The 21448-nt window shown below is 46.7% G+C and carries 17 protein-coding genes; 11 read left to right on the forward strand and 6 right to left on the reverse strand.

Translation table 11 applies throughout. The features are described from left to right. Window positions 1-38: 38 nt before the first annotated feature. Window positions 39-845, reverse strand: coding sequence for an AAC(3) family N-acetyltransferase (locus tag D479_RS05165; protein ID WP_008634418.1), 807 nt, complete (start codon window positions 843-845; stop codon window positions 39-41). Window positions 846-979: 134 nt separating this feature from the next. Further along, entirely contained in the window at window positions 980-1453 is a 474-nt protein-coding gene (locus tag D479_RS05170; protein ID WP_008634420.1) for a YusW family protein, read from the reverse strand. A gap of 274 nt (window positions 1454-1727) precedes the next feature. Here D479_RS05170 and D479_RS05175 point away from each other — a divergent pair, with 274 nt between their 5' ends. Further along, window positions 1728-3509, forward strand: coding sequence for an SLC13 family permease (locus D479_RS05175; protein ID WP_008634422.1), 1782 nt, complete (start codon window positions 1728-1730; stop codon window positions 3507-3509). 38 nt (window positions 3510-3547) lie between these two features. On the opposite strand, the gene D479_RS05180 is transcribed toward D479_RS05175, so the two are convergent. Together D479_RS05180 and D479_RS05185 are read right to left on the reverse strand one after the other, a co-directional pair. Next, complete coding sequence (locus D479_RS05180) at window positions 3548-6880, reverse strand: hypothetical protein (protein WP_008634425.1); 3333 nt, start codon at window positions 6878-6880, stop codon at window positions 3548-3550. Next, a complete protein-coding gene (locus D479_RS05185; RefSeq protein ID WP_277422401.1) occupies window positions 6877-9060 on the reverse strand; it encodes a glycoside hydrolase family 3 N-terminal domain-containing protein in 2184 nt (727 codons plus the stop codon). Before D479_RS05185 ends, D479_RS05180 begins: the two co-directional genes overlap by 4 nt. 273 nt (window positions 9061-9333) lie before the next feature. On the opposite strand from D479_RS05185, the gene D479_RS05190 reads away from it, so the two are divergent. From D479_RS05190 to D479_RS05225, 8 genes are all read left to right on the forward strand, one after another. After that, window positions 9334-10578 carry a sugar ABC transporter substrate-binding protein gene (locus tag D479_RS05190; RefSeq protein WP_008634429.1) on the forward strand — a complete coding sequence of 415 codons (1245 nt, stop codon included), beginning with the start codon at window positions 9334-9336 and terminating at the stop codon, window positions 10576-10578. Window positions 10579-10685: 107 nt separating this feature from the next. Next, window positions 10686-11570, forward strand: coding sequence for a sugar ABC transporter permease (locus tag D479_RS05195; protein WP_008634431.1), 885 nt, complete (start codon window positions 10686-10688; stop codon window positions 11568-11570). Window positions 11571-11581: 11 nt separating this feature from the next. Further along, a complete protein-coding gene (locus D479_RS05200; protein WP_008634433.1) occupies window positions 11582-12403 on the forward strand; it encodes a carbohydrate ABC transporter permease in 822 nt (273 codons plus the stop codon). A 24-nt stretch (window positions 12404-12427) separates the two neighbouring features. Further along, the gene (locus tag D479_RS05205; protein ID WP_008634435.1) at window positions 12428-13216 is read left to right on the forward strand and encodes an alpha/beta hydrolase family protein; all 789 of its coding nucleotides are present in this window, start codon (window positions 12428-12430) and stop codon (window positions 13214-13216) included. A 20-nt stretch (window positions 13217-13236) separates the two neighbouring features. Next, a complete protein-coding gene (locus D479_RS05210; RefSeq protein WP_008634438.1) occupies window positions 13237-14226 on the forward strand; it encodes a LacI family DNA-binding transcriptional regulator in 990 nt (329 codons plus the stop codon). 111 nt (window positions 14227-14337) lie between these two features. Further along, window positions 14338-15453: a putative lipid II flippase FtsW gene (ftsW, locus tag D479_RS05215; protein ID WP_008634440.1), complete on the forward strand. Its 1116-nt coding sequence runs from the start codon at window positions 14338-14340 to the stop codon at window positions 15451-15453. Between the two features lie 77 nt (window positions 15454-15530). Continuing rightward, window positions 15531-16166 (forward strand): DUF1232 domain-containing protein, encoded by a 636-nt coding sequence (locus tag D479_RS05220; RefSeq protein ID WP_008634445.1) that lies wholly within the window; start codon window positions 15531-15533, stop codon window positions 16164-16166. Window positions 16167-16218: 52 nt separating this feature from the next. Next, entirely contained in the window at window positions 16219-17385 is a 1167-nt protein-coding gene (locus D479_RS05225) for an FtsW/RodA/SpoVE family cell cycle protein (RefSeq protein ID WP_008634447.1), read from the forward strand. Between the two features lie 41 nt (window positions 17386-17426). On the opposite strand, the gene D479_RS05230 is transcribed toward D479_RS05225, so the two are convergent. Beyond that, a complete protein-coding gene (locus tag D479_RS05230) occupies window positions 17427-17981 on the reverse strand; it encodes a PadR family transcriptional regulator (RefSeq protein WP_008634448.1) in 555 nt (184 codons plus the stop codon). Window positions 17982-18097: 116 nt separating this feature from the next. Here D479_RS05230 and D479_RS05235 point away from each other — a divergent pair, with 116 nt between their 5' ends. After that, entirely contained in the window at window positions 18098-18598 is a 501-nt protein-coding gene (locus D479_RS05235; protein ID WP_039870852.1) for a phenolic acid decarboxylase, read from the forward strand. Between the two features lie 68 nt (window positions 18599-18666). Here D479_RS05235 and D479_RS05240 read toward each other — a convergent pair whose 3' ends face one another. Further along, window positions 18667-19233: a TetR-like C-terminal domain-containing protein gene (locus tag D479_RS05240; RefSeq protein ID WP_008634452.1), complete on the reverse strand. Its 567-nt coding sequence runs from the start codon at window positions 19231-19233 to the stop codon at window positions 18667-18669. Between the two features lie 274 nt (window positions 19234-19507). Here D479_RS05240 and D479_RS05245 point away from each other — a divergent pair, with 274 nt between their 5' ends. Then, window positions 19508-21448, forward strand: coding sequence for an MMPL family transporter (locus tag D479_RS05245; protein ID WP_008634454.1), 1941 nt, complete (start codon window positions 19508-19510; stop codon window positions 21446-21448).

Raw genomic sequence — 21448 nt, forward strand, 5'->3', positions numbered from 1 at the left:
AGAAAGAGCTTGCGGGCTGAATCCCGCAAGCTCTTTTTTTATTGGTGTGCGTGGAGGAGGTATGCTTCTGTGAAGTCCACCACTGCGGGCTGGGGAAGCAGACGGGCTTCTGCCTCTCCGACCGGTGCTTTCTTCACCTGGTGCACCTTTTCGAATGCTTCTCCGATTGTTGGGAAACGTTCTTCCTCATACTCTAAATCTTTGTAAGTCCGCCATACTCTCTTTCCATCTTCATAAACCGGACTTCCATTCGTACATTCTTTCAGACACTTGGAACGATATTCCCCGAGATGCATGGACGTATTGCTCTCATAGTCCGTACCAAGTAAAAGGACATACCCGTCCCGGTCATAAATCCGGGCGAGTGGAGACTGGTCCCCAAGTCCGAAATCAAGCGAATGGTCCTTCGTGATTTCTTCGCTGTATTTCCCCCAGACTGCGAAGGAAGAGACCGGATGGTTGCTCCGCTTGACATCAGGAAAAGAACGGAACGCCTCCGCGATCTGTCCCATGAAGTAACTAGGAGTGATGACCGGATCAAAGGCGGGCATTTCTGCGCGCACCGTTTCCCACCACGATTCAGGGATGGGTGGATTCCCCCATCCGGCTGGATCCGACATGTTGGCACTATGGGCAGGCATGACCAAGGTCCCTGTCGGTGTCAGAACATCCTGCAGAGCATGGATGACGGTGACAGGTCCTCCACACACCCAGCCCAGCGAACTCATCGAGCTGTGAACAAGCACCGTCATGCCTTCCTCCACTCCTAGATTTCTAAGGTCCTCCGCGAGGGATTTCCTTGTTTGTGGCTGCTTTGAAAATTGGACAGCGTTTGCTTCCGACATAGTCGAACGACCTCCTGCTTCCATTATGTAATGGATGTACTCCTTTTATTTTACAATGAATGGCAGGAGTTTAGGAGGGGATAATTTCATAAAAAAGGAACACCTCCGATCATCCTGCCGGAGGTGTTCTTCCTTTATTTTGTCTGATCCCTGTATTCTTTCTCCGTACCATCCGGGAAATCGACGTCGAGCTCGAAGGACTCATAATCATCCGGCAGGTTGAAGGCTTCCTTCACTTGCTTGATGACCTCATCGTCTGCGGTGTCCTTGTCGAACGTCAGCTCCTGGAACAGAGGTGTCATTTGTGCCAATGCCTCGTCGGACTGAAGGTTTTGGTCGTCCATGTCATCTTGATAACTCGCTTCCATTCCATCTTTCTCCTTTTCATAATCCACATCAAATGTATTGTTCTCCGGATAGTGGACCTCTAAGTCGAAGCTGGTGAACGGAAAAGATTGTTCATCCGTCTCTGCTGCACCATTTTCTGCCTGCTCCTCTTGAGGTGCATCCTCAGGTGGGTTGCTTACCTCATCATTATCGTTACATCCTGCTAACAGGAAAAAAGGGACTGCCGCCAGCAAGGATAGTGTTTTCCAGTTATTCATCATTCCTGCATCTCCTTTGATTTGAAAGTATTCGTAGTGTACCCAATCTCTAGAATTCATATATATGACGCGATTTTCTCCACATATCCTGCTTGCAGACAGGGCGAAGGTACGTATTTTTTTCAAAATTAAGGAACACTGCCAATAGTTTTGAAATATTTTACTATAAAAGAGTTGCGTAATTCCGAGTAAACCTATAGACTTAAATATCAATTGATGATTATTCTGAATATTTAATTTCGTAAGACTATAAACAGGTGGGTATGGAGGATTGACAATGACCTGGGAGATGGGGTTTGTGCTGCTGGTCGTCTTGGTGATGATGATCTGCTTATTTAAAGAGGTGGCGCGGCCGGATATTATCGTGTTCGTCGCGTTGATTGCGTTTCTTGCAGTGGGCATCATTACACCGGAAGAGGCGATTTCCGGCTTCTCCAATGAAGGTATGCTGACGGTTGCTATGCTGTTCGTCATAGCTGGTGTCATTCAGAAGAGCGGGTTGGTTGAGAGATCGGTGGCAGCCCTGCTCGGGAAAGGGAAGTCGGAGAGGAGATCGTTGTTCCGGTTTCTTGTACCGATATCCGGTGCTTCGGCATTTTTGAATAATACACCGATCGTCGTAACGCTGACACCGATCGTTCGCGAATGGTGTGCCGATCATAATATATCACCGTCTAAATTTCTGATTCCGTTATCTTACGCTTCCATCTTGGGAGGAATACTTACCTTGATGGGTACGTCCACCAACCTTGTCGTCCATGGATTGCTGCTGGAGCGGGGGATGGAGGGATACAGTCTTTTCACTCTTGCACAAGTCAGTCTTCCCGCAAGCTTGATCGGGTTGGTTTATTTGGTGACGGTCGGTTACCGTATTCTTCCTGACTACAAACCTTTGAATAAAAGAAGCGGGGATGAACGGAAGCAATATTTGATGGAAGTGGTTGTAGAGAATCACTTTCCAGCCGTCAATCGGACGGTTGAAGAGGCGGGACTCCGTAATTTGGAAGGAGTTTATCTGCTGGCAATTGCGCGCTCCAAAGATAAAGTGTGTCCGGTTAAGAATTCTACAACGATAAAAGCGGGGGACCGCCTTATCTTCACTGGTATCATTTCCAAGATCGCTGAGCTGCAGGATAAGAAAGGATTGACGATCAAAACAGGAACGGACGTCTCCCTGGAACAATTGGAGAACGGACACGGCCGACTTGTGGAAGTCGTCGTCTCTCACCAGTCCTCTCTGCTGCATAGAAAGATAAAAGAAACACAATTCCGGGCGACGTTTGATGCAGGAGTGGTCGCTGTTCATCGGAACAATGAACGGATTGAAAGTAAAATTGGTGACATTGAGTTGAGAGCCGGAGACACGCTCCTGCTTTTGACAGGAGCTGATTTTCAGGAAAGAGCAGCTCAGTCAAAAGATTTTTATGTCGTTACACCGCTTAAGAAACACCCGCTCTTAAATAAGATGAGCGGTTGGAAGGCGTGGACGGCACTCCTGTCCCTGGTCGCAATGATCGGCCTTGTCACCATGAACGCCCTGTCCATGTTTACGGCAATGAGTATATTGGTCGTCTTTTATCTCCTGTGCAAGATTGTTACTCCTGATGAAGCCAAGCAGAATGTCCAGTTCCACGTCCTTCTGCTCATCGCAAGTGCCTTTGGAATCGGGCAGGCCTTGTTCAAAACGGGCGCTGCCGAATGGGTAGCCCGCGGACTGATCCGACTGTCCGATCCATTCGGGATTTTCGGAGCCCTCGTTCTGTTGTATGTTCTGACGGCTCTCTTTACAGAAATGATCACAAACAATGCTGCCGCTGTCTTAATGTTCCCAATCGCTGTCGAGGCCGCCAACAGGCTGGGAGTAGAACCGATGGCCTTTGTCATCTTGGTAACCATCGGGGCGTCTGCAAGCTTCCTGTCTCCAATCGGATACCAGACGAACTTGATTGTATACGGACCGGGGGGATATCGATTCAAAGATTATTTAAAGGTTGGTCTGCCTTTGAGCTTTCTTGTCATGGCATCGACGATATGGATGGTTGATTGGATCTGGATATAATAAAAAGGACTTCCGGAGACGGAAGTCCTTTTTGTTGTTCAAAGATAGATGTCGATCGTATTTTCTTTGCTGCTAAGGTATGGTTCTAATTCTCCTTTTGCAATTTTCCATCCGCCTTGCCTGTAAGGGGAGGAGGTACTTTTTAATGTGAGTTTATTTCCGTTTGCCGTGATCATAGATGCTTCGGAATTCAGATGGTAGATGAATGTAACGGGCCGGTGGAGAAGATCGAAATGAAAATGTAAGCCGTCCATATTGGGTGGAACGACTGGATCGATGACGATGCTGTCCTTTTCCTGCCGTACCCCGAGAGCCTGACTGATCAGCTGGTTCATATAGATACCGGGACCGCTGGAATAGATCCGCCATCCGCCCTTGACTGGTACACTTCCGTCCTTCAATTGATGGAAGTGCTCCTGGGCATCATAACGATCCAGGAAAGCCCCGTCGGAGCTGCTGAAATAAGCGTTGCTTTGACGTAGTGAGGCGTTCGGTACGACTTCTTGTATGCGGACAGGATTAATCACGGCCAACCCATCCCACACATCTTGATCTTTTCCGAGCTTCGCCATTGCTTCTATGAAGCGGATGTGTGCATGAACATACTGTAGACCAATCTCCCGTCCGAAGTTGGAAGCCTGCTCTGCCCGCTTAAAGTGGGTGCTCACTCCTCCCCGATAAGTAGCGGGACGGTTCATCAGTCTCACTCCATCCGGATAAGTAAGCTGGTTTTTTATGATTTCATAATGACGGGCAGCTTCTTCCGGCGTAAATAATTCACTGATAATGCTTCGCTGCATCGGGAGCAGTCTGTAGTGTATGCCGGTCGTTTGATCCTGGGGATGAAGCATGTATTCCGGGTGCTCCTTGTCTTCCATATAAATGAACCCTGGAATGACATCCGTCTTATTAATAAATCGGTGGTAGTCTCTTCGAATTCCGTCGGCCATTTTCTTTGTACGTTCCGCGCGTGTGGGATCCTTGTCGGTGAGCAGGCTGGAAAGGGAATGGACGGCCTGGTACATCAGAGCCGTCGTCCAACTGCTTACCAAGTACTTCTTCAACTGTTCCTTAGCCGGCTGAAGCGTATCGTCCCAATCCCCGTCGTCGTAAGAGGGGAGGCAGGTGTCGTGTAAGAAATGTTGGTCCATATAGGATAGTTGTCGATCCATGTGTTCGATTAACGAAAACTTCGATTCTGTGAAGGAATATGTGTCTGCTTCGGTATATGGGATTTCTTCCTTCAGAATGCTGTAATCCCCGGTTGTTTTCAGGTAGTCACTGACCATTTTTAACGGCCACACAATAATGTCCCCGTGGCTTTCCGCCTGCTGTATGGAAGAATACTCATCGAACATGAACCACTGGGGCCAGTTGCCGTCTCCGGCGTATTGATGGGCATACACATGAAGAATGATATCTCTTGCTGTTTGATAGTTCTCTGTCGCCAAGAAAAATTCAAAAGGTCCCTGACTGACATCTCTTGTCCCCCAGGCAGCTCCTCCGTATTGCTCCAGACCATGGGGAGTGGAGAAATGGACCAGCATGTTGTGGGTGTACCAGGAGCTCAAAGCATTGAACTTCTCCATTTCCCGATTGATCCGTTCATCCGCATGAGATAAATGGAAATGGTTCCTGACCTGATTTATATAGTTTCGATAGCGTTTCTTTTCCACACCGAAGTCCATCATCTTCGTTGGGGCAGGGGTCTTACTTAAATGACCTGCCAGATGCAGCGTCCATTCTGAAGCAGACTCCAGAGCCATGATGACGAGGGAGGTGCTTCCTTTCTTTACTCCCGATGTCAGGAAGTCTTCGTCTACTACTTCGTAATCCGTTCCTGAGATACTCATTCTATAACGAAGGCCCGGGTGGACGGGATAACTAGCCGCTGTCTCATCCGCCTTGAAGATCAGAGAGCCTTCTTCCACGTCGTAATGAAAGGGGGCGTCGTATTCGTTTGCATTCATTACTATTTGACTCGTCACGATGCAGCGATAGCTTTTGCCGCTTTCAGCCTGGAAGTCCATCTGAATACCTCTGCCGACCGTATCGATGAAATTCGTAACGAGAAACACCTCATCTGAGGTCTTGTATATCCACTTCGCATAATTAAGCCCCATCTCAAATAACGAAGGCATGGTAAGGAGACGGTATGTTCCTTCCATCTCCACGTATATCCGCTGTCCGGCTGTCTTAATCAGATTGAGAGGATTGCGGCTGTTGGACATCATCTTGTTCATAGAAATATTGCCGACGGCCACTTGAGAATTAAAAATGCCATACATGTAGGAAGTAGTTGTGAGCACATCATTTCGGATGCGATCATTGTGCCCATCCATTAAAATATGGCCGTGCGGGCGTTCCATCGTTTCTTCCTTCTGCTTGAGGACAACATGTGCATAGTCCGGTGTGAAGAAGGACAATAATGTGCCGTCTGCTTCCTCCTCCAATATGCGATCGCTGTAAAGGTCCTGCAGTTCTGTTTCCGATAGTTCTGTCGTTATTAAAGGAGAACCGATCATTTCGCTGAACCTTGGTTGGCCAGAGGAAGACGTGTCTGGTACAGAATTGCGGGATTTGCTCCAGGCCTTCTCTATATGGTCGGGATGAAACGGTTCTTCCACTGCTTCGGCATGGTTCTCTTTGAATAAACCGTAAAACGTGTAAGTGGCCTCTCCGTTCAGTTTTATGGTCTCCGACTGAAGGGCACACAGGGTAAATTCATATTGATATTTCTGGTTGGCCAGGGTGGGTTTTTCAAGAGCTTCAGGACGGTTGGTTGCCTTATAGGATAAACCGAAGAATTGAAATCCATCTGTTGAGAATCCGGCAATTCTGCTCAATCCTCCTTGCTGCAGATAAGGAAACGAACCACCTTGAGGCTGGTTCTGCCTTGAAGAGACAATATATCCCTTCTCCTCCTGATTGAAAATCGTGTGCTCGATGTATTGAGAAGTGTACGCTTCATTGGATCGTACGGCTTGAATATCTGCAAGTCCGACGTCCTGTGTGTAGAAAAGATCCGCCCTGGCATTTCCTTTCAATGTCACATCCCAAAACCATAGATGATCGTCGGACAGCCGGAATACGACCTCATACGCGACAGATTCGAAAACACCGGTCCAGCTTACTGCTTCGTTTCCGAAACAGACGGTACTGGGTGATTGAATGCCGAGGAGAGGGGTGGCTGCATACGTGCCATCATCTTGATGGATGCGGAGGTAAAGGTTATTCAACGATCCATCTATTCCGTTTGATAAAACTTGGTTGATTAAGAGGTTGTTATAACGAATGCTGTATAGATCGCCCGTTGGGAGAAAAGTGAATTTCAAACGTCCTGCTTCTAATTCGTGCGTGTGATTTATCATTGGAGACTCTCCTTAACATCTTTTTTTAAACGGAAGGATACTTCGGACACATCCCGGCTGCTTGTTCCGATAAACGTCTTGAATTCACCTGGATCACTGGAGCGTGACAGGTCGGCATGGACATACCGGAGGTGCTTTTCTGTAATAGTGAACGATACACATTTCGTTTCACCCGGCAGCAGAGATACTCTTTGGAAATCTTTAAGCTCCTTCACCGGACGTACGACCTCTCCAACGAGGTCCTGAATATATAATTGAACAATTTCTGTACCGGCCATGTTTCCTGTGTTTGTCACATCGATAGAAAATGTAATGCTCTCACCGGAACATAAAGTGCCCGAAGAAGACTTGATGTTATCGTACCGATAGCTTGTATAACTAAGGCCGTATCCGAAAGGAAACAGCGGTTCATTCGGACTGTCTAAGTATTGGGACGCGTACCTTTCCTGTGCATCAGGAGCGTCTTTCGGTCTTCCCGTATTGAAATGATTATAGTAAAGAGGAACTTGTCCGACTGAGTTCGGAAACGACATTGTAAGCTTTCCACTGGGATTGGCCTGTCCGAACAGGATATCACCAATGGCGTTCCCGCCTTCTGTACCCGGGAACCATGCTTCAAGAATGGCATCGGCCCCGGCTTCGATCTCCGTTAAATCAAGGGGACGCCCATTGAACAAGACGACGACGATCGGCTTCCCAAGCTTCTGTATTTCCCGGAACAACAGCATTTGAGCTTCGGGTATTTGGATGTTCGTTCTGGAGCCTGCCTCTCCACTCATTTCGGATGCTTCCCCGAGTCCTAACAAGATGGTATCTGCATGTGCCGCTTTCTTCAGGGCGTCTTCCAAAAGGGAAGAGGAAGTCTTCTCGATATGGGAACCTTCGGCGGATACCAACCTGGTTGATTCGCAATGTTTACCAATCCCGTCGTGTACAGAGACCGTATCCTCCGGTGATCCTTTCCATGACCATGGACCAAGTATATCGGTGCTGTCGATGAATGGTCCGATCAATGCGAGGGATCGTTTTGGATCGAGAGGGAGAAGGTGGCGTTTGTTTTTAAGAAGGACGATTGATTGTACAGCCGCATCATAAGCGGTCTCTCTATGTTTTTCTGAAAGGACAAATTCCTTCTCCTTTTCGATGTCCGCCCCTCTGTAAGGGTTTTCAAATAAGCCCAGCTTTTCTTTTAACCGCAGGATGCGAAGTACGGCCTCGTCCAACTGGTGTTCTTCGACTGTCCCTTCTTTTACCTTCGTTGGCAAATGGTTGGAGTAGCAGGTCGTCATCATTTCAATATCTATCCCAGCCTGCATGGCCAGTCTGGCAGCATCGGCTTCATCTTCCGCCACCCCGTGCGGGAGGAGTTCTTTGACTGCTCCCCAGTCGGAAATCAGGACACCTCCAAACCCCATTTGTTCTCTAAGTAACTGTTTTAACAGGGGCTCGTTAGCCGTAGCGGGTACGCCATCCACTATATTGAAAGCCGCCATCACCATTTCGCAGCCTGCGTCAATGGCCGCTTGAAAAGCCGGTACATAGGACTCCATGAGCTCACGCGGCGACAGGTCTACTGTATTGTAATCACGTCCGCCTTCTGCAGCACCGTACGCTGCGAAGTGTTTGACGCAGGACGCGACCCGGTAAGGATCATCTTTCAAATGATCTCCTTGGAAACCTTTTACCTGGGCTTTGGCGAATTCGCTGTTCAAATAGGCGTCCTCGCCGGTAGACTCCATCACTCTTCCCCATCTGGGATCTCTGACAAGGTCTACCATCGGTGCGAACGTTACATGGGTTCCAGATACAGCCGCCTCTTTAGCTGCGATTTCGGCACATTCTTCCGCAAGATTCAAATTCCAGGAACAGCCTAATGCTAATGGTACCGGAAAGATGGTTTTGTATCCGTGTACGATATCTGACATAAACAAGAGTGGAATTCCGAGACGATTGCGTTTTAAATGTTCCCGTTGAATCGAAATGGTCTGCTCTGCACCGGAAGCGCCTAATACAGAACCGGCTTGGATAATTGCAGATTCTGATACATCCATAGCTTTCATCGGCCCCGTAATTTCCCCTCTATCCATAGATCCGTGGAAGAATGGAGTAGCCAACTGCATCAATTGATTTATTTTTTCTTCCAACGTCATTTGGTTCAAGATCGATGTAATGTCCAAGATAATCTGTCTCCTTTCCAAGAACTTGTAGATAACTATACGGGATTTATTGAAACGTTTCAATTGGTTTTTTATATAACATCACACGGATATAAAAAGATTTATAGCTGATATAACTTATAATTAAAGGATTATACGGAATATTTTAAAAAATAACTTGAAACCGCTTGCAAGCTATTTTATACTTTGGTTATTGAAACGTTTCACCTGTTTGTGGCAAGAGTTTAGACGACGGTTCGGTTTTAAATTCTTTTAAAAAGTGAGAGGTGTGCGGAAATGGAGAGAAAAATAAGTAAGTGGCAAAGAGGATTGGTCTTATGTTTATTTATCGGTGGACTATTCATTCTGGGGGCATGTTCTTCCAATGAAAGTTCCGGGGAAGGGGAAGATTCCGACGCACTCCAAGTGTGGACCATGTCCGGTGGGTTGAAGGAGTTTGTGACGGAATTTGAAGATGCGAACGGTGCTAAGGTGGAGGTGCAGACCATCCCTTGGGCGAATGCTCATGACAAACTATTAACAGCGGTTGCTTCCGGAAAAGGGCCGGACGTCATTCAAATCGGAACGACATGGGTGGCTGAGTTTGCAGAAGCCGGCGCCTTTATGGATTTGTCAGACAAAATCGGGGACTATGAAAATTTGAAACCGGATCACTTCTATGAAGGAGCGATCGGTACCACTACTTATGAAGACAAAACGATAGCTGTTCCTTGGTATGTAGATACACGTCTTCTCTTCTATCGTACAGATATCCTGGGGGAAGTCGGCTATCCGGAAGGGCCTGAAACGTGGGAGGATATGATCGATGCTTCCCGTAAGCTTGCTGATCGCGGGGAAGGTCAGTTTGCGGTCGATTTGCCTGCAAATGATCCTCAATTCCCTTTCATGATGGCATGGCAGCAGGGATGGGAGTATGAAGTCGGAGCAGGAGCGGACAACTTTGACAGTCCTGACTTTAAGAAAGCGGTAGAGCTTCATCACTTATTCTATGATGAAGGACTGTCTCAAATGGAAGAGGGAAAAGAATTCTTCCAATCTTTTGCGGACGGATCTAAACCGATGTTCTTCAGCGGACCATGGGATATTAAGACTATCAAGGAGCGTGCCCCGGAAATTGAAGGGAACTGGGACGTGCATGTCATGCCGGAAGCAGACAATAACAAATCGATGATGGGCGGAGCGCACTTGGCCGTTTTCCATAATTCTGATAAGGAAGACCTTGCTCTTGAATTTATTGATTGGATGGCTGATAAGGATACGCAATTGAAATGGTATGAAGAAAACAGTGAGCTCCCGGCTAACAAAGAAGCGTGGGAAGATCCGTTGCTTTCCGAGGATCCGATGGTCAGTACTTTCGGAGAACAGTTAGAGTCCACCCAGCCGCTTCCGTTGATTCCGGAGTTTGAACGACTAGGACAGGAATTGATCACAAAGCTCGAAGAAATCAATCGCGGCGGGAAGAATATAGATGATGCCATCCAGGAATATAAAGCTGACACGGAAAGGGTCTTAGCAGACTGACTAATAGGAAACATCTGCATGACAGGTCGATCGGGCGGGTACTAGGATACCTGCCTGGATGACCTGAGTCTTTCAGACATTAAGGAAGAGGCTTGGAGGGATCGTGGATGAATCACATGAAGACAAAGTGGACGCCGTTTCTATTTATAGGACCGGCTGTTTTATTATTAATGGTTTTCGCTTTCTTACCTATCATCATTGCTCTTGGAATCAGCTTTACAGACATGAACCTCGCTGGTCTTGCAGACTGGTCGTCAATCAGTTTTGCCGGACTGAGCAACTATGTGGAGCTGTTTAAAGACCCTGTGTTTATACAATCCTTAGGGAATACATTCATTTATGTCATGATCGGTGTACCGCTTGCGGTGGGTAGTTCTTTTATTATTGCACTGTTTCTGCAGTTGTTGAGTTCATGGCTTTCCTCTACCTTCCGGGTTATCTACTATATGCCTTCCATTACCAACATAGTGGCAGTCGCGGTAGTGTGGGGCTTTCTGTATAACCAGCAGTATGGATTGTTTAATTTTGTGCTTAACACGCTGCACATCGATCCGGTTCCGTGGTTGGAAGATCCTTTTATCGCGAAGTTATCTCTCATTCTCTTAGCTGTATGGAAGAGTAATGGTGTAAGCATGCTCATCTTCCTTGCTGCATTACAGTCCATTCCTCGTACATACTATGAAGCGGCTGATATTGATGGTGCGAACCGTTGGCACAAGCTCATTCACATTACTCTGCCTTCCATGAGTTTTGCTACCTTCTTTGTTACCGTGACGACCTTGATCGGCTGGCTTCAATTCTTCGAGGAACCTTTCGTCATGACAGAGGGTGGTCCTTTGAACGGGACGAACTCTATCGCTTTATTCATCTATCAGGAAGGCTTCCAGTATAGTGAGTTCGGATATGGAGCTGCCGCTTCCTTCGTCTTGTTTGCAATCGTCATTATTGCAACCTTAGTGCAGTTCAAATTTAGGAAAGACCAAACGGTGTAAGGAGGATTCCTATGTATTTAAGGAATAGGTTTGAAAAGACGCTGGTCGTTGCAATCATGCTGATCGGCGGTATATTGGTGGCTTTGCCTTTCTTGTGGATGATTCTAAGCTCGTTTAAAACGGAAACCGAAGTATTGGCGATTCCGCCTACTATTTTTCCGGAAAATCCTACCTTTCAGCATTACTTACAGCTGTTTCAGGAACTGAATTTCGATGTTTATCTGATCAATACGTTAATTATTGTTGTATTTTCTATGTTCGGGCTGCTCCTTAATACAATGGCCGGCTACGGGTTCGGCAAATTCGAATTTAAAGGGAAAGAAGCATGGTTTATGGTGGTATTGATTACGATGATGCTGCCCGGTCAGGTGACGATGATTCCTACTTATTTGATTCTGAATGAAATGGGATTGACCAATACGATGGCTGGTATTATTCTTCCTGGGTTGATCGCTGCATTTAATATATTCCTTATTCGACAGTTCATGGTTACGATCCCGGATGATTTAATCGAGGCGGCCCGATTGGACGGGGCCGGGGAGTTTTATATATTCTCCCGTATCATCATTCCTCTGTCTAAACCTATTCTTGCTGTTCAAGTCATTTTGACCTTTATCGGATCATGGAACAGTTTCTTATGGCCGTTAATCGTAGCGAATGATGAGTCGCTTTATACCCTTTCGGTAGGATTGGCGCTGCTTCAAGATGAAAATGTAACGAACTATGGATTGCAGATGGCAGGTTCAGCGTTCATGGTTCTCCCGATTTTAATTATTTTTATCATCTTTCAGAAGTATATCGTCGAAGGATTTAATGTGTCCGGAATTAAGTGAGGAAAAAAGAAAGGAGCGAGGACGATGCAGAAAATGGAGTGCAGCTTTTTCTCAGAAGTATTGTCTAAAGTAACCACGATCACGGTCCTGCTGCCGCAGCCGTCTTTGGAAGAATTGGAAAAGGGAGACAGTAGTAAATATCCGGTCTTATATTTACTTCACGGCTTTAGTGACAATCACCGCACGTGGACAGGGAGTACTTCTCTGGAACGTTATGTAGAAGGACTCGGTTTGGCTGTGGTTATGCCTGGAGTGGATAACAGTTACTATACCGACATGAAATACGGGGGAAGATATTGGACGTTCCTGACAGAAGAGCTGCCAAGGCGGGTACAGTCCATGTTTCCTGTATCGGGGGAAGCGGAGGATACATTCGCTGCCGGCCATTCCATGGGCGGGTTCGGAGCGTTGAAATGGGGATTGAATCGCCCGGAGCAATTTAAAGCAGTCGCATCGATGTCCGGGGTGACGGATATGGTGTTCCACCTGGACAAAATGCGAGAAGAAGATAGTGATAAATCCCGTTGGCTGCAATTGATTTTCGGGGACGGGGATGTAAGAGGTACGGAAAACGATATAATGGATAGAGTCAGCAAAATCTCACAGTCAGGTAAACGTCTGCCGCTGTTGTATCAGCGGTGCGGCGAAGATGACTTTCTGTTTGAACATAACGTACGGTTCCTGGAGCAATGTAAGCAGGAAGGAGTAGAAATTGATTCTGCTTTCGAGCCGGGAGATCACAACTGGGAATATTGGGATTATGCTATTCGACACGTGCTCGAGTGGTTGCCGATAAGGAACCAGAAGAAATAAGTTTGATGGGGGCACGAACAATGGCAACGATTAAGGATGTAGCTAAATTAGCCGGGGTAGCTGTATCGACGGTATCGTACGCTTTAAATGACAGTAATAAAATCAGTCTGGAAACAAAGCGTCGCGTGAAAGAAGCAGCAAGCGCCTTGAACTATCAGAAAAACGGCATTGCTTCCGACTTAAAGAAGCATCGGACGAATACGATCGCGTTGATATTAAGTGATTTATCCGGTCCGTATTATTCCGAGTTAATTAAAGGAGTTCAGGATGTTGCCGTATCGAACGGCTATGACCTGATCGCCTGCAGTTCCGTGGGAGGAAAAGAGTCTACTGCGGTTAAATTTCTGCGGGAAAAGAGAGTCGACGGAGCGATTATACTCGCGCACAACATTGACGATGATATCGCCGTCGAAGCTGCGAGAGAAGGTTTTCCTTTGGTCGTTCTCGATAGGAAGTTGAATAACGATAATATTTATCATGTAGAGGTAGACAACGAACATGGTGGTTTCATTGCGACCGAGTATTTAATTAAGTACGGCTTCAAAAAAATCGGGTATGTAAGCGGCCCTTCGAATTCGTATGATAACAAGAGGCGCTTGGAGGGTTTCAAGAAAGCATTGGATATGCACAACATCGTTTTTCAATCCAAGTGGAAGGTCTCTGGTGATTTTACCAGGGAGGGTGGTTACAGAGCTGCAAAATTGTTGATTGCCCAGCAGGAGATGCCGGAAGCTGTCTTTTTCGCAAATGATGAAATGGCGATCGGTGGATTGAAGGCCTTTGAGGAATACGGGATTAAGGTGCCGGAAGACATCTCCATCATCGGGTTTGATGACATCCAGATATCTGAATTCGTTTCCCCGCCGCTGACGACGGTATCTCAACCGAAGTATGAGGTGGGTGCACTTGCCGTCCATATCATCTTTCAAGCACTCCAGAATCAGGATGTCGATTCTAAATATACGCTTCATACGAAATTGGTCCAACGAAATTCTGTAAAGTTAAAATAGGCAGCTCGGTCTGTCTATTTTTTATCGGATCAATGTTGACAATTTGTCAACGTTTGTACCATAATGAACGAGCACCAGGGAATAAATATAACGGTGAGATGGTGACAGGAGATGTGGAATCAATTTAAGAAAATGGACCACGCGCTGATTGTCGTAGTCATTCTTCTGGCAGCCTTCGGTGTGGTGATGGTATATAGTGCGAGCTTCGTCAAAGGGTACATGGAGTTTGGAGATGCCCAGTTCTTCTTCAAAAGGCAGCTGTTCTCTCTTGTAATCGGCATTTCTGTCATGGCCTTAGCATCTTATCTCCCTTACAGATGGTACGGGAAGTGGATAACCATGATGGTCGTCGTTTCCCTCGTGCTGCTGGTTGCCGTGCTGACAGTGGGCGTAGAGAGGAATCACTCTCAAAGGTGGCTGCATATCGGTCCCGTTCTGCTTCAGCCGACGGAAATGATCAAGCTTGTCATGCTTCTCTATTTTGCCTATTTCTATTCGAAACGCCAGCGGGTGATCCATCATTTCCGGGAAGGGGTCGCCCCGCCCTTGATTCTTCTGGCAGTCGTCTTCCTGCTCGTGCTTCAGCAGCCGGATCTGGGGACAGCATCCGCGATCGCCATTCCATGCGGGTTCATCGTATGGAGTGCAGGTGTTAAGGGGAAGCATTTGTTTATACTTGGATCCATTGCCGGGAGTGCCGTCGTCTATTTCGCCCTTACTGCTTCTTATCGTCTCGATCGCATCCTTTCTTTCCGTGATCCGTTGGCAGACCCGAATGGGGAAGGGTATCAACTAATCGGCTCTTATAAAGCGATCGCTTCCGGGGGATGGACAGGAAGAGGACTTGGAAACAGCGTGGAGAAAATGGGCTATTTACCGGAAGCGCACACGGATTTCATTATGTCGATTGTACTGGAAGAGCTTGGCTTGATCGGCTTGCTTATCATCCTCGGGGGATATGTGACGATTTTGTACCGCGGGGTACGTATCGCTGTCCAAACAAAGGATACGTTCGGGAAGCTGCTGGCTGTCGGACTGACCTTCCAAATCGGTTTGCAGGCGGTCTTCAATCTCGGTGCCGTATCAGGATTACTCCCGATTACCGGAATAACGCTCCCGTTCATCAGTTATGGAGGCTCTTCTTTGATCGTTCTATTGCTCTCGGCAGGCATCCTTGTTAATATCTCTACATACCGCAGGATTTCTGTCAGGAAAAAGTATGCTTAAAATGTTGACAATTTGTCTACGGTTGAGATGTTATAATAAAGAAATGAAATGTATGAATCGGTAAGGATGTGAAGCTGTTGTCTTCATCAACAAAACTTGGTGAATATTTAAAGGAACGAATGGGGCTGCTTGCTCTTTCCATGAGAGAAATCGGACGAAGGGCGGGAATCGACCCTGCTGTTGTCTCTAAAATCATGAACGGCAGAAGAAGAGCGACACCGGCACATCTGGAAAAACTCGCTGGAGTTTTAGATGTGCCTTTGAAAGATTTATATAGGTTGGCGGATTATCCTTTGGATGAGGAGGAGAAGGGAAGCGATGAGCTTGCACAATCCGTCGAAACGATCCATCAGTTACTGAAGGTGAGTGAAGGTTATGATGGTGATTTTTCCCTTGATCGTCTTAAAGGAGAGTTATCCTCTTACCAGGCCTATGCCGGTACAGAGGAAGGAAAAGCGTCCATAAAAGAAAATTTCAAACAAAAATTAATGAAAGTCGGAAGCGCCGCCGGCCCGTTTATACAACAGCTGGAACGTATGTATGACGCTTTCTTTCAAAAAGAGAAGAGTAGACGGGAGCTTATGGTTATTGGAGGAGTTCTTCTGTACTTCATAGCCCCGGTTGACGTCATCCCTGATTATTTCTTCCCAATCGGGTATGTGGATGACGCGTTAGCTGTTCAGTTGTATCTGTCGATGGTTACGAAGTCATGACCTAAGGTAAGAACGGACTCCGGCGTTTCGGACAGTCGGAAGGAGCGCATCATTGACTACGAAAGCTTCGTACTGGGAGAAGCTGGACCAAGGGATTTTATGTATAATCGTTTCATTCTTTGTGATCAGTGTTGTTTTTATATACAGCAGTCAGAATGCAGGCGTATATTCGATCAACTTTGCGGGTCGACAAGTCATCAATTATGCAATTGGTGTCACATTAATGCTGATCGTGGCTAAATTGGATATCGATCAAATTGAGCGTCTGGCGTGGCCCCTTTACATCGGTTCGTTTGCATCGGTATTCGTGTTGAGGTGGGCACCGCCGGGGATTGCGCCTGTGATCTATGGAGCGAAGCGCTGGTTCAATATCCCGTTGATCGGTTCCATACAGCCGTCGGAATTTCTGAAGATCAGTCTGTTTATTTTAACCGCGAGCATCCTTGCCACTTACCAGGCCGGGAAAGCCCGTACTATCTGGACAGATATAAGGATGTTAGGGAAACTTATGTTGTTGACCGTTCCGCCTGCCTTGTTCGTGTACCAGCAGCCGGATACGGGAATGGTCATACTCTATTTCATCGGAATCGGGAGTATGATCTTTCTCTCGAACATTTCGAAACGAATTTTGGCTGTTTTAGTGATCGTCCCAGTGGTGCTCCTTGTTTCGGTGGTCACTCTTTTCCTGTATCAGCCTGAAGTGATGGAGGAATATGTGCTGCCTCTTTTGAAGCCGCACCAACAGGATAGGATTGTCGGTTTTCTCGATCCTTCGACGAGTCAGGATCAGTCTTATCAGAGTCACAGGGCGCAATTGGCGGCGGGAAGTGGTCAATTTACCGGAAAAGGGCTGATGAACGGAGAAATTTACATTCCGGAGAAGCACACCGACTTCATCTTTGCCGCCATTGCTGAAGAGGGAGGATTCATTGCAGCCACTATCGTTGTACTCCTCTTTTTTCTGCTCATCTACAAGTTCTTCAAGTTTGCGGAAGAAACGGAGGTATTCTTCGGAACTTGTTTAATGGTGTCTATAGCGGTCAGCATGTCTGCACAAATTTTTCAGAATATCGGAATGGTCATCGGTTTGATGCCGGTGAAGGGGATCGCACTTCCTTTCATTACATACGGGGGAAGTTCCCTGTTCTCGACGATGATGATGGTGGGAATCGCTCTGTCGCTCCGTAAAAATCACGGAAAATACATGTTTAGTAATTAAGAAAAGGAAGGCATCTGCTGTAATGATSCTTCTTCTTATGATCATCTCTGAAGGAAGTGAATACTCTCTTCGAGCCAGGCAACATAGCCTTCTTCTCTGGTAATGGCCTTCGTCAATACGAAATAATGACCGAGTTCTTCTGCATTTAATTGAAGTGGGTCGGTATCCGGCCCGAAAAGGCTCTGGAATTCTGATTTAAGCTCACACAGCTTATCTTTTCGAAGCTTCTTCTGGTTTTCAAATACCTCCGCCCGTTTATTCTCGGGGATATCCTTCAGGAAATACATCCGGAGAGCGAAAGTATCTTTTTCTGTTTCGACCTCCGCCGGCAGGGTGGTCAGCCACTTCTTCAATTCTTCCTCTCCTTCACTGGTAAGGTGATACATTTTCTTCTCCAGCTTGGCTCCTGCCATCTCAATATAGAGAGAAATTAAATTCTCCTCCAGGAGCTTTTTCAATTCTACATAGATTTGGCTGTGCTTGGCACTCCAAAATTGTCCGATCGCCCCTTTAAATTCAGCAGTGATATCATAACCGCTCTTATCTTCTTTACTCAGTAAACCTAAAATTGCATATTTTAATACTCTGCGTCCCATCCGAGACCTCCTGATTCGATCGTTTGACAACATTATAGCATAAGAGTAAAGTTTTACATGTAAAATAAAACATGTAAATAGTTACATGTTTTGATAATTGGAGAGGTGAAATCAGCATGAAAAACTTGAATGAATTTCTTGGAACGCAAATGATCTATACGTACGAGAACGGCTGGGAATATGAAATGTACATTAAGAATGCGGATACGATCGACTACCGGATCCACAGCGGTATGGTCGGAGGACGCTGGGTCCGTAACCAAAAAGCAGATATCGTCAAAATTACCGACGGTGTGTTCAAGGTTTCCTGGACCGAGCCTACAGGTACCGACGTTTCGCTGAATTTCATGCCCGATGAAGACCGGATGCACGGAGTTATTTTCTTCCCTAAGTGGGTGCATGAACGTCCGGATATCACAGTTTGTTATCAGAACGATCATATCGAGTTGATGGAGGAATCCAGAGAGAAGTATGAGACGTATCCTAAATATGTCGTACCTGAATTCGCGGATATCACCTTTAAGAAGCACGTTGGAATAGATAAGGAGACGGTTGTTTCTGAGGCTCCATACAAAGGGATGACGGATGATATCCGTTCAGGCAAGCTCTCTATCTGAACTTGCAAAAAGAGCGGTAGAACTCAAGGGTTCTACCGCTCTTTTTTGTATCGTAGTTTGTCTGCAGGTTATTCTACATAAGAGAAGCCGTGGTTGATGAAGGTGTGGATCATGGCAGCCATCTGCCCTGGCGGCTGGGTCATGTCGTTCCTGATCCAATCCTTAATGACATGAATGGCGCCGCTGATAACGAAGGAGCTGAAGTATTCGGATTCTTCTTTCTCTACCTTACTGTCGCTCATCCAATTATTCAGCATGAAGCTCCTCGCGAGCTCCATCATCTTCTGTTCGAAGCTGGAAGCGGAGTCGCTCGTAAGAAGGGTTTGGAACATACGCTTGTTGTCGATGATATACTCCAGGATCTTCTCCGTCATCTGCTGGGATTCTTCTTCTTTTTCATAGCTGTAATTTTGTAAATACTGCTTCATATCTTCGGTAATCTCTGCTTCTATTTTATGAAGGAGGTCGTAGTGATCCGTATAGTGGGTATAGAAGGTGGAACGATTGATATCGGCGATTTCACAAATTTCTTTGACGGTGATGTCGGCTATCTTCTTTTCTGCGAGCAGGATGATCAAGCTTTCTTTGAGAACTTTTCTTGTGTATTTCTTTCTGCGGTCCAGTTTTCCACTCATGATTTCACTCCTTAACCGTTACAGTTATGTGACAATCCAACACAAAGGCATGTTCGTGTCGGGAAACTGACGTAATTTATAAAACTGTTTGTTGAATATCCAACACAGTGTCAATAAAATATTAAAGTGTACCAACGCGTTTTGCAAGAGAGGGGGAGGCCTTATAGGCTGGACATCATCAGTAATCAAACATAAGAAAAGCATTGTCATCCTATTTACGATACTTACCTTACTAAGTGCTGTGGCACAGTTCGCTGTATCGGTGAACTATAATATGGTCGATTATCTTCCACAGGATTCACCGTCGATGGAGGCGATGGATTTAATGGAGGAAGAGTTCGATGAGCCGGTGGAGAATGCGCGAGTGATGATTCAGGATGTTTCCATCACCGAGGCACTTCAGTATAAAGAAGACCTGGAGGCGATTGAAGGAGTCAGCGGCGTCACATGGCTCGACGATGTGGTTGATTTAAAAGTTCCATTGGAAATGGCAGATGCCGATATGACGGACTCCTACTATAAAGATAACGCCGCTTTGTTTTCGTTGAACATCGCGGAAGGATTTGAAGTAGATGCGACCGATGCGATTTATGAGTTGATCGGAGAGGATAATGCGGTTGCAGGGGAAGCGGTCAATACCGCGACATCCCAGAAAATGACCGGTAGTGAATCAGCCTACGCGGCGGCTCTGCTCGTTCCGATCATCATTCTTATTCTCGTGCTGTCGACGACGTCATGGATGGAGCCTGTCTTCTTCCTGGTGGCGATCGGCGTATCGGTTCTGATTAATTTAGGGACGAATATCTTCCTTGGTGAAGTATCATTCGTTACTCAGTCGGTGGCACCGATTCTGCAGCTTGCTGTATCCCTGGATTATGCCATCTTCCTGCTGCACAGTTTCTCCGATTACCGCAAGCAGGTGGAAGATCCGAAAGAAGCCATGCAGTTGGCCATGAAACGTTCGTTCCCCGCAATCATTGCCAGTGCTTCCACGACGTTCTTCGGATTCACTGCCCTTACATTCATGGATTTCGGAATCGGTTCCGACCTCGGTCTGAACCTTTTGAAAGGGATATTGCTCAGCTTCATCAGCGTCATGATCTTCCTTCCGGCTCTTACGCTTATGTTCTATAAGTGGATCGACCGGACCAAGCATAGAGCGTTCATTCCTGATTTCAAGAATGTCGGGCGCCGAGTCATGAAGTTCAAGGTTCCCAGTCTGATTCTTGTCGTCCTGCTTATTGTCCCGGCATACCTTGCGCAAGGGCAAACGAGCTTCATCTACGGAACGGGGGAGCAGCCTGATAATACGAGAGCAGGCCAGGATGTCGAAGCGATTCAACAGGAGTTCGGCAAGAATATGCCGATGGTGCTTCTCGTCCCGCGTGGAGACAGGGCTAAAGAAGAGCAGATTGTTCAGGAATTGGAGGATATGGAAGGTATTTCGAGCGTGATGTCTTACGTGAATATCGTAAGCCCGGCCATTCCGCCTGAATTTTTGGAGGAATCGATGACCGAGGCCTTTTATTCCGAGCATTATGCCCGCATCACGTTATATACGGAAACGGACGCGGAAGGAGAGGAAGCTTTCTCTCTGATTGAGAAGGTGAAAGAAACCGCGGATGAATATTATGAAGAGAACCACCTTCTTGGGGAAAGCGTAACCTTGTACGACATGAAGAATATCGTGCAGAAGGATAACACGCTTGTCAATGCACTGACGATCATTACGGTTGCGCTTGTGCTGCTGTTGACGTTCCGTTCCATTTCGATTCCGCTGATTCTGCTTGTGACGATTCAGCTGTCGGTTTGGATTAACTTATCGTTTCCGTATTTCTCGGATACGCCACTTGTCTATGTCGGCTACCTGCTGATCAGTACGATTCAACTGGCAGCTACGGTGGACTATGCGATCCTGTTCACAGAGAATTACAACCATCTGCGTAAAGACATGCCGGCCCTGCAGGCCATCAAGAGAACGATTGATGAGAAGATCTTCTCAATTTTCGTGTCGGCTGCCATTTTGTCGAGCGTCGGATTCATCTTATGGATGACCTCTTCCAACCCGATCGTCTCATCGATCGGATTGCTGCTTGGTCGAGGGGCGCTGCTTGCCTTCCTGATGGTTGTATTCGTACTTCCGGCTCTGATGGTCGTTCTTGATCCAATCATCAGGAAGACGACGTACAAAGCTAATTTCTATAAAGGAGAATGA

This window comes from Halobacillus sp. BAB-2008, assembly GCF_000328325.1.
Lineage (GTDB): Bacteria > Bacillota > Bacilli > Bacillales > Halobacillaceae > Halobacillus.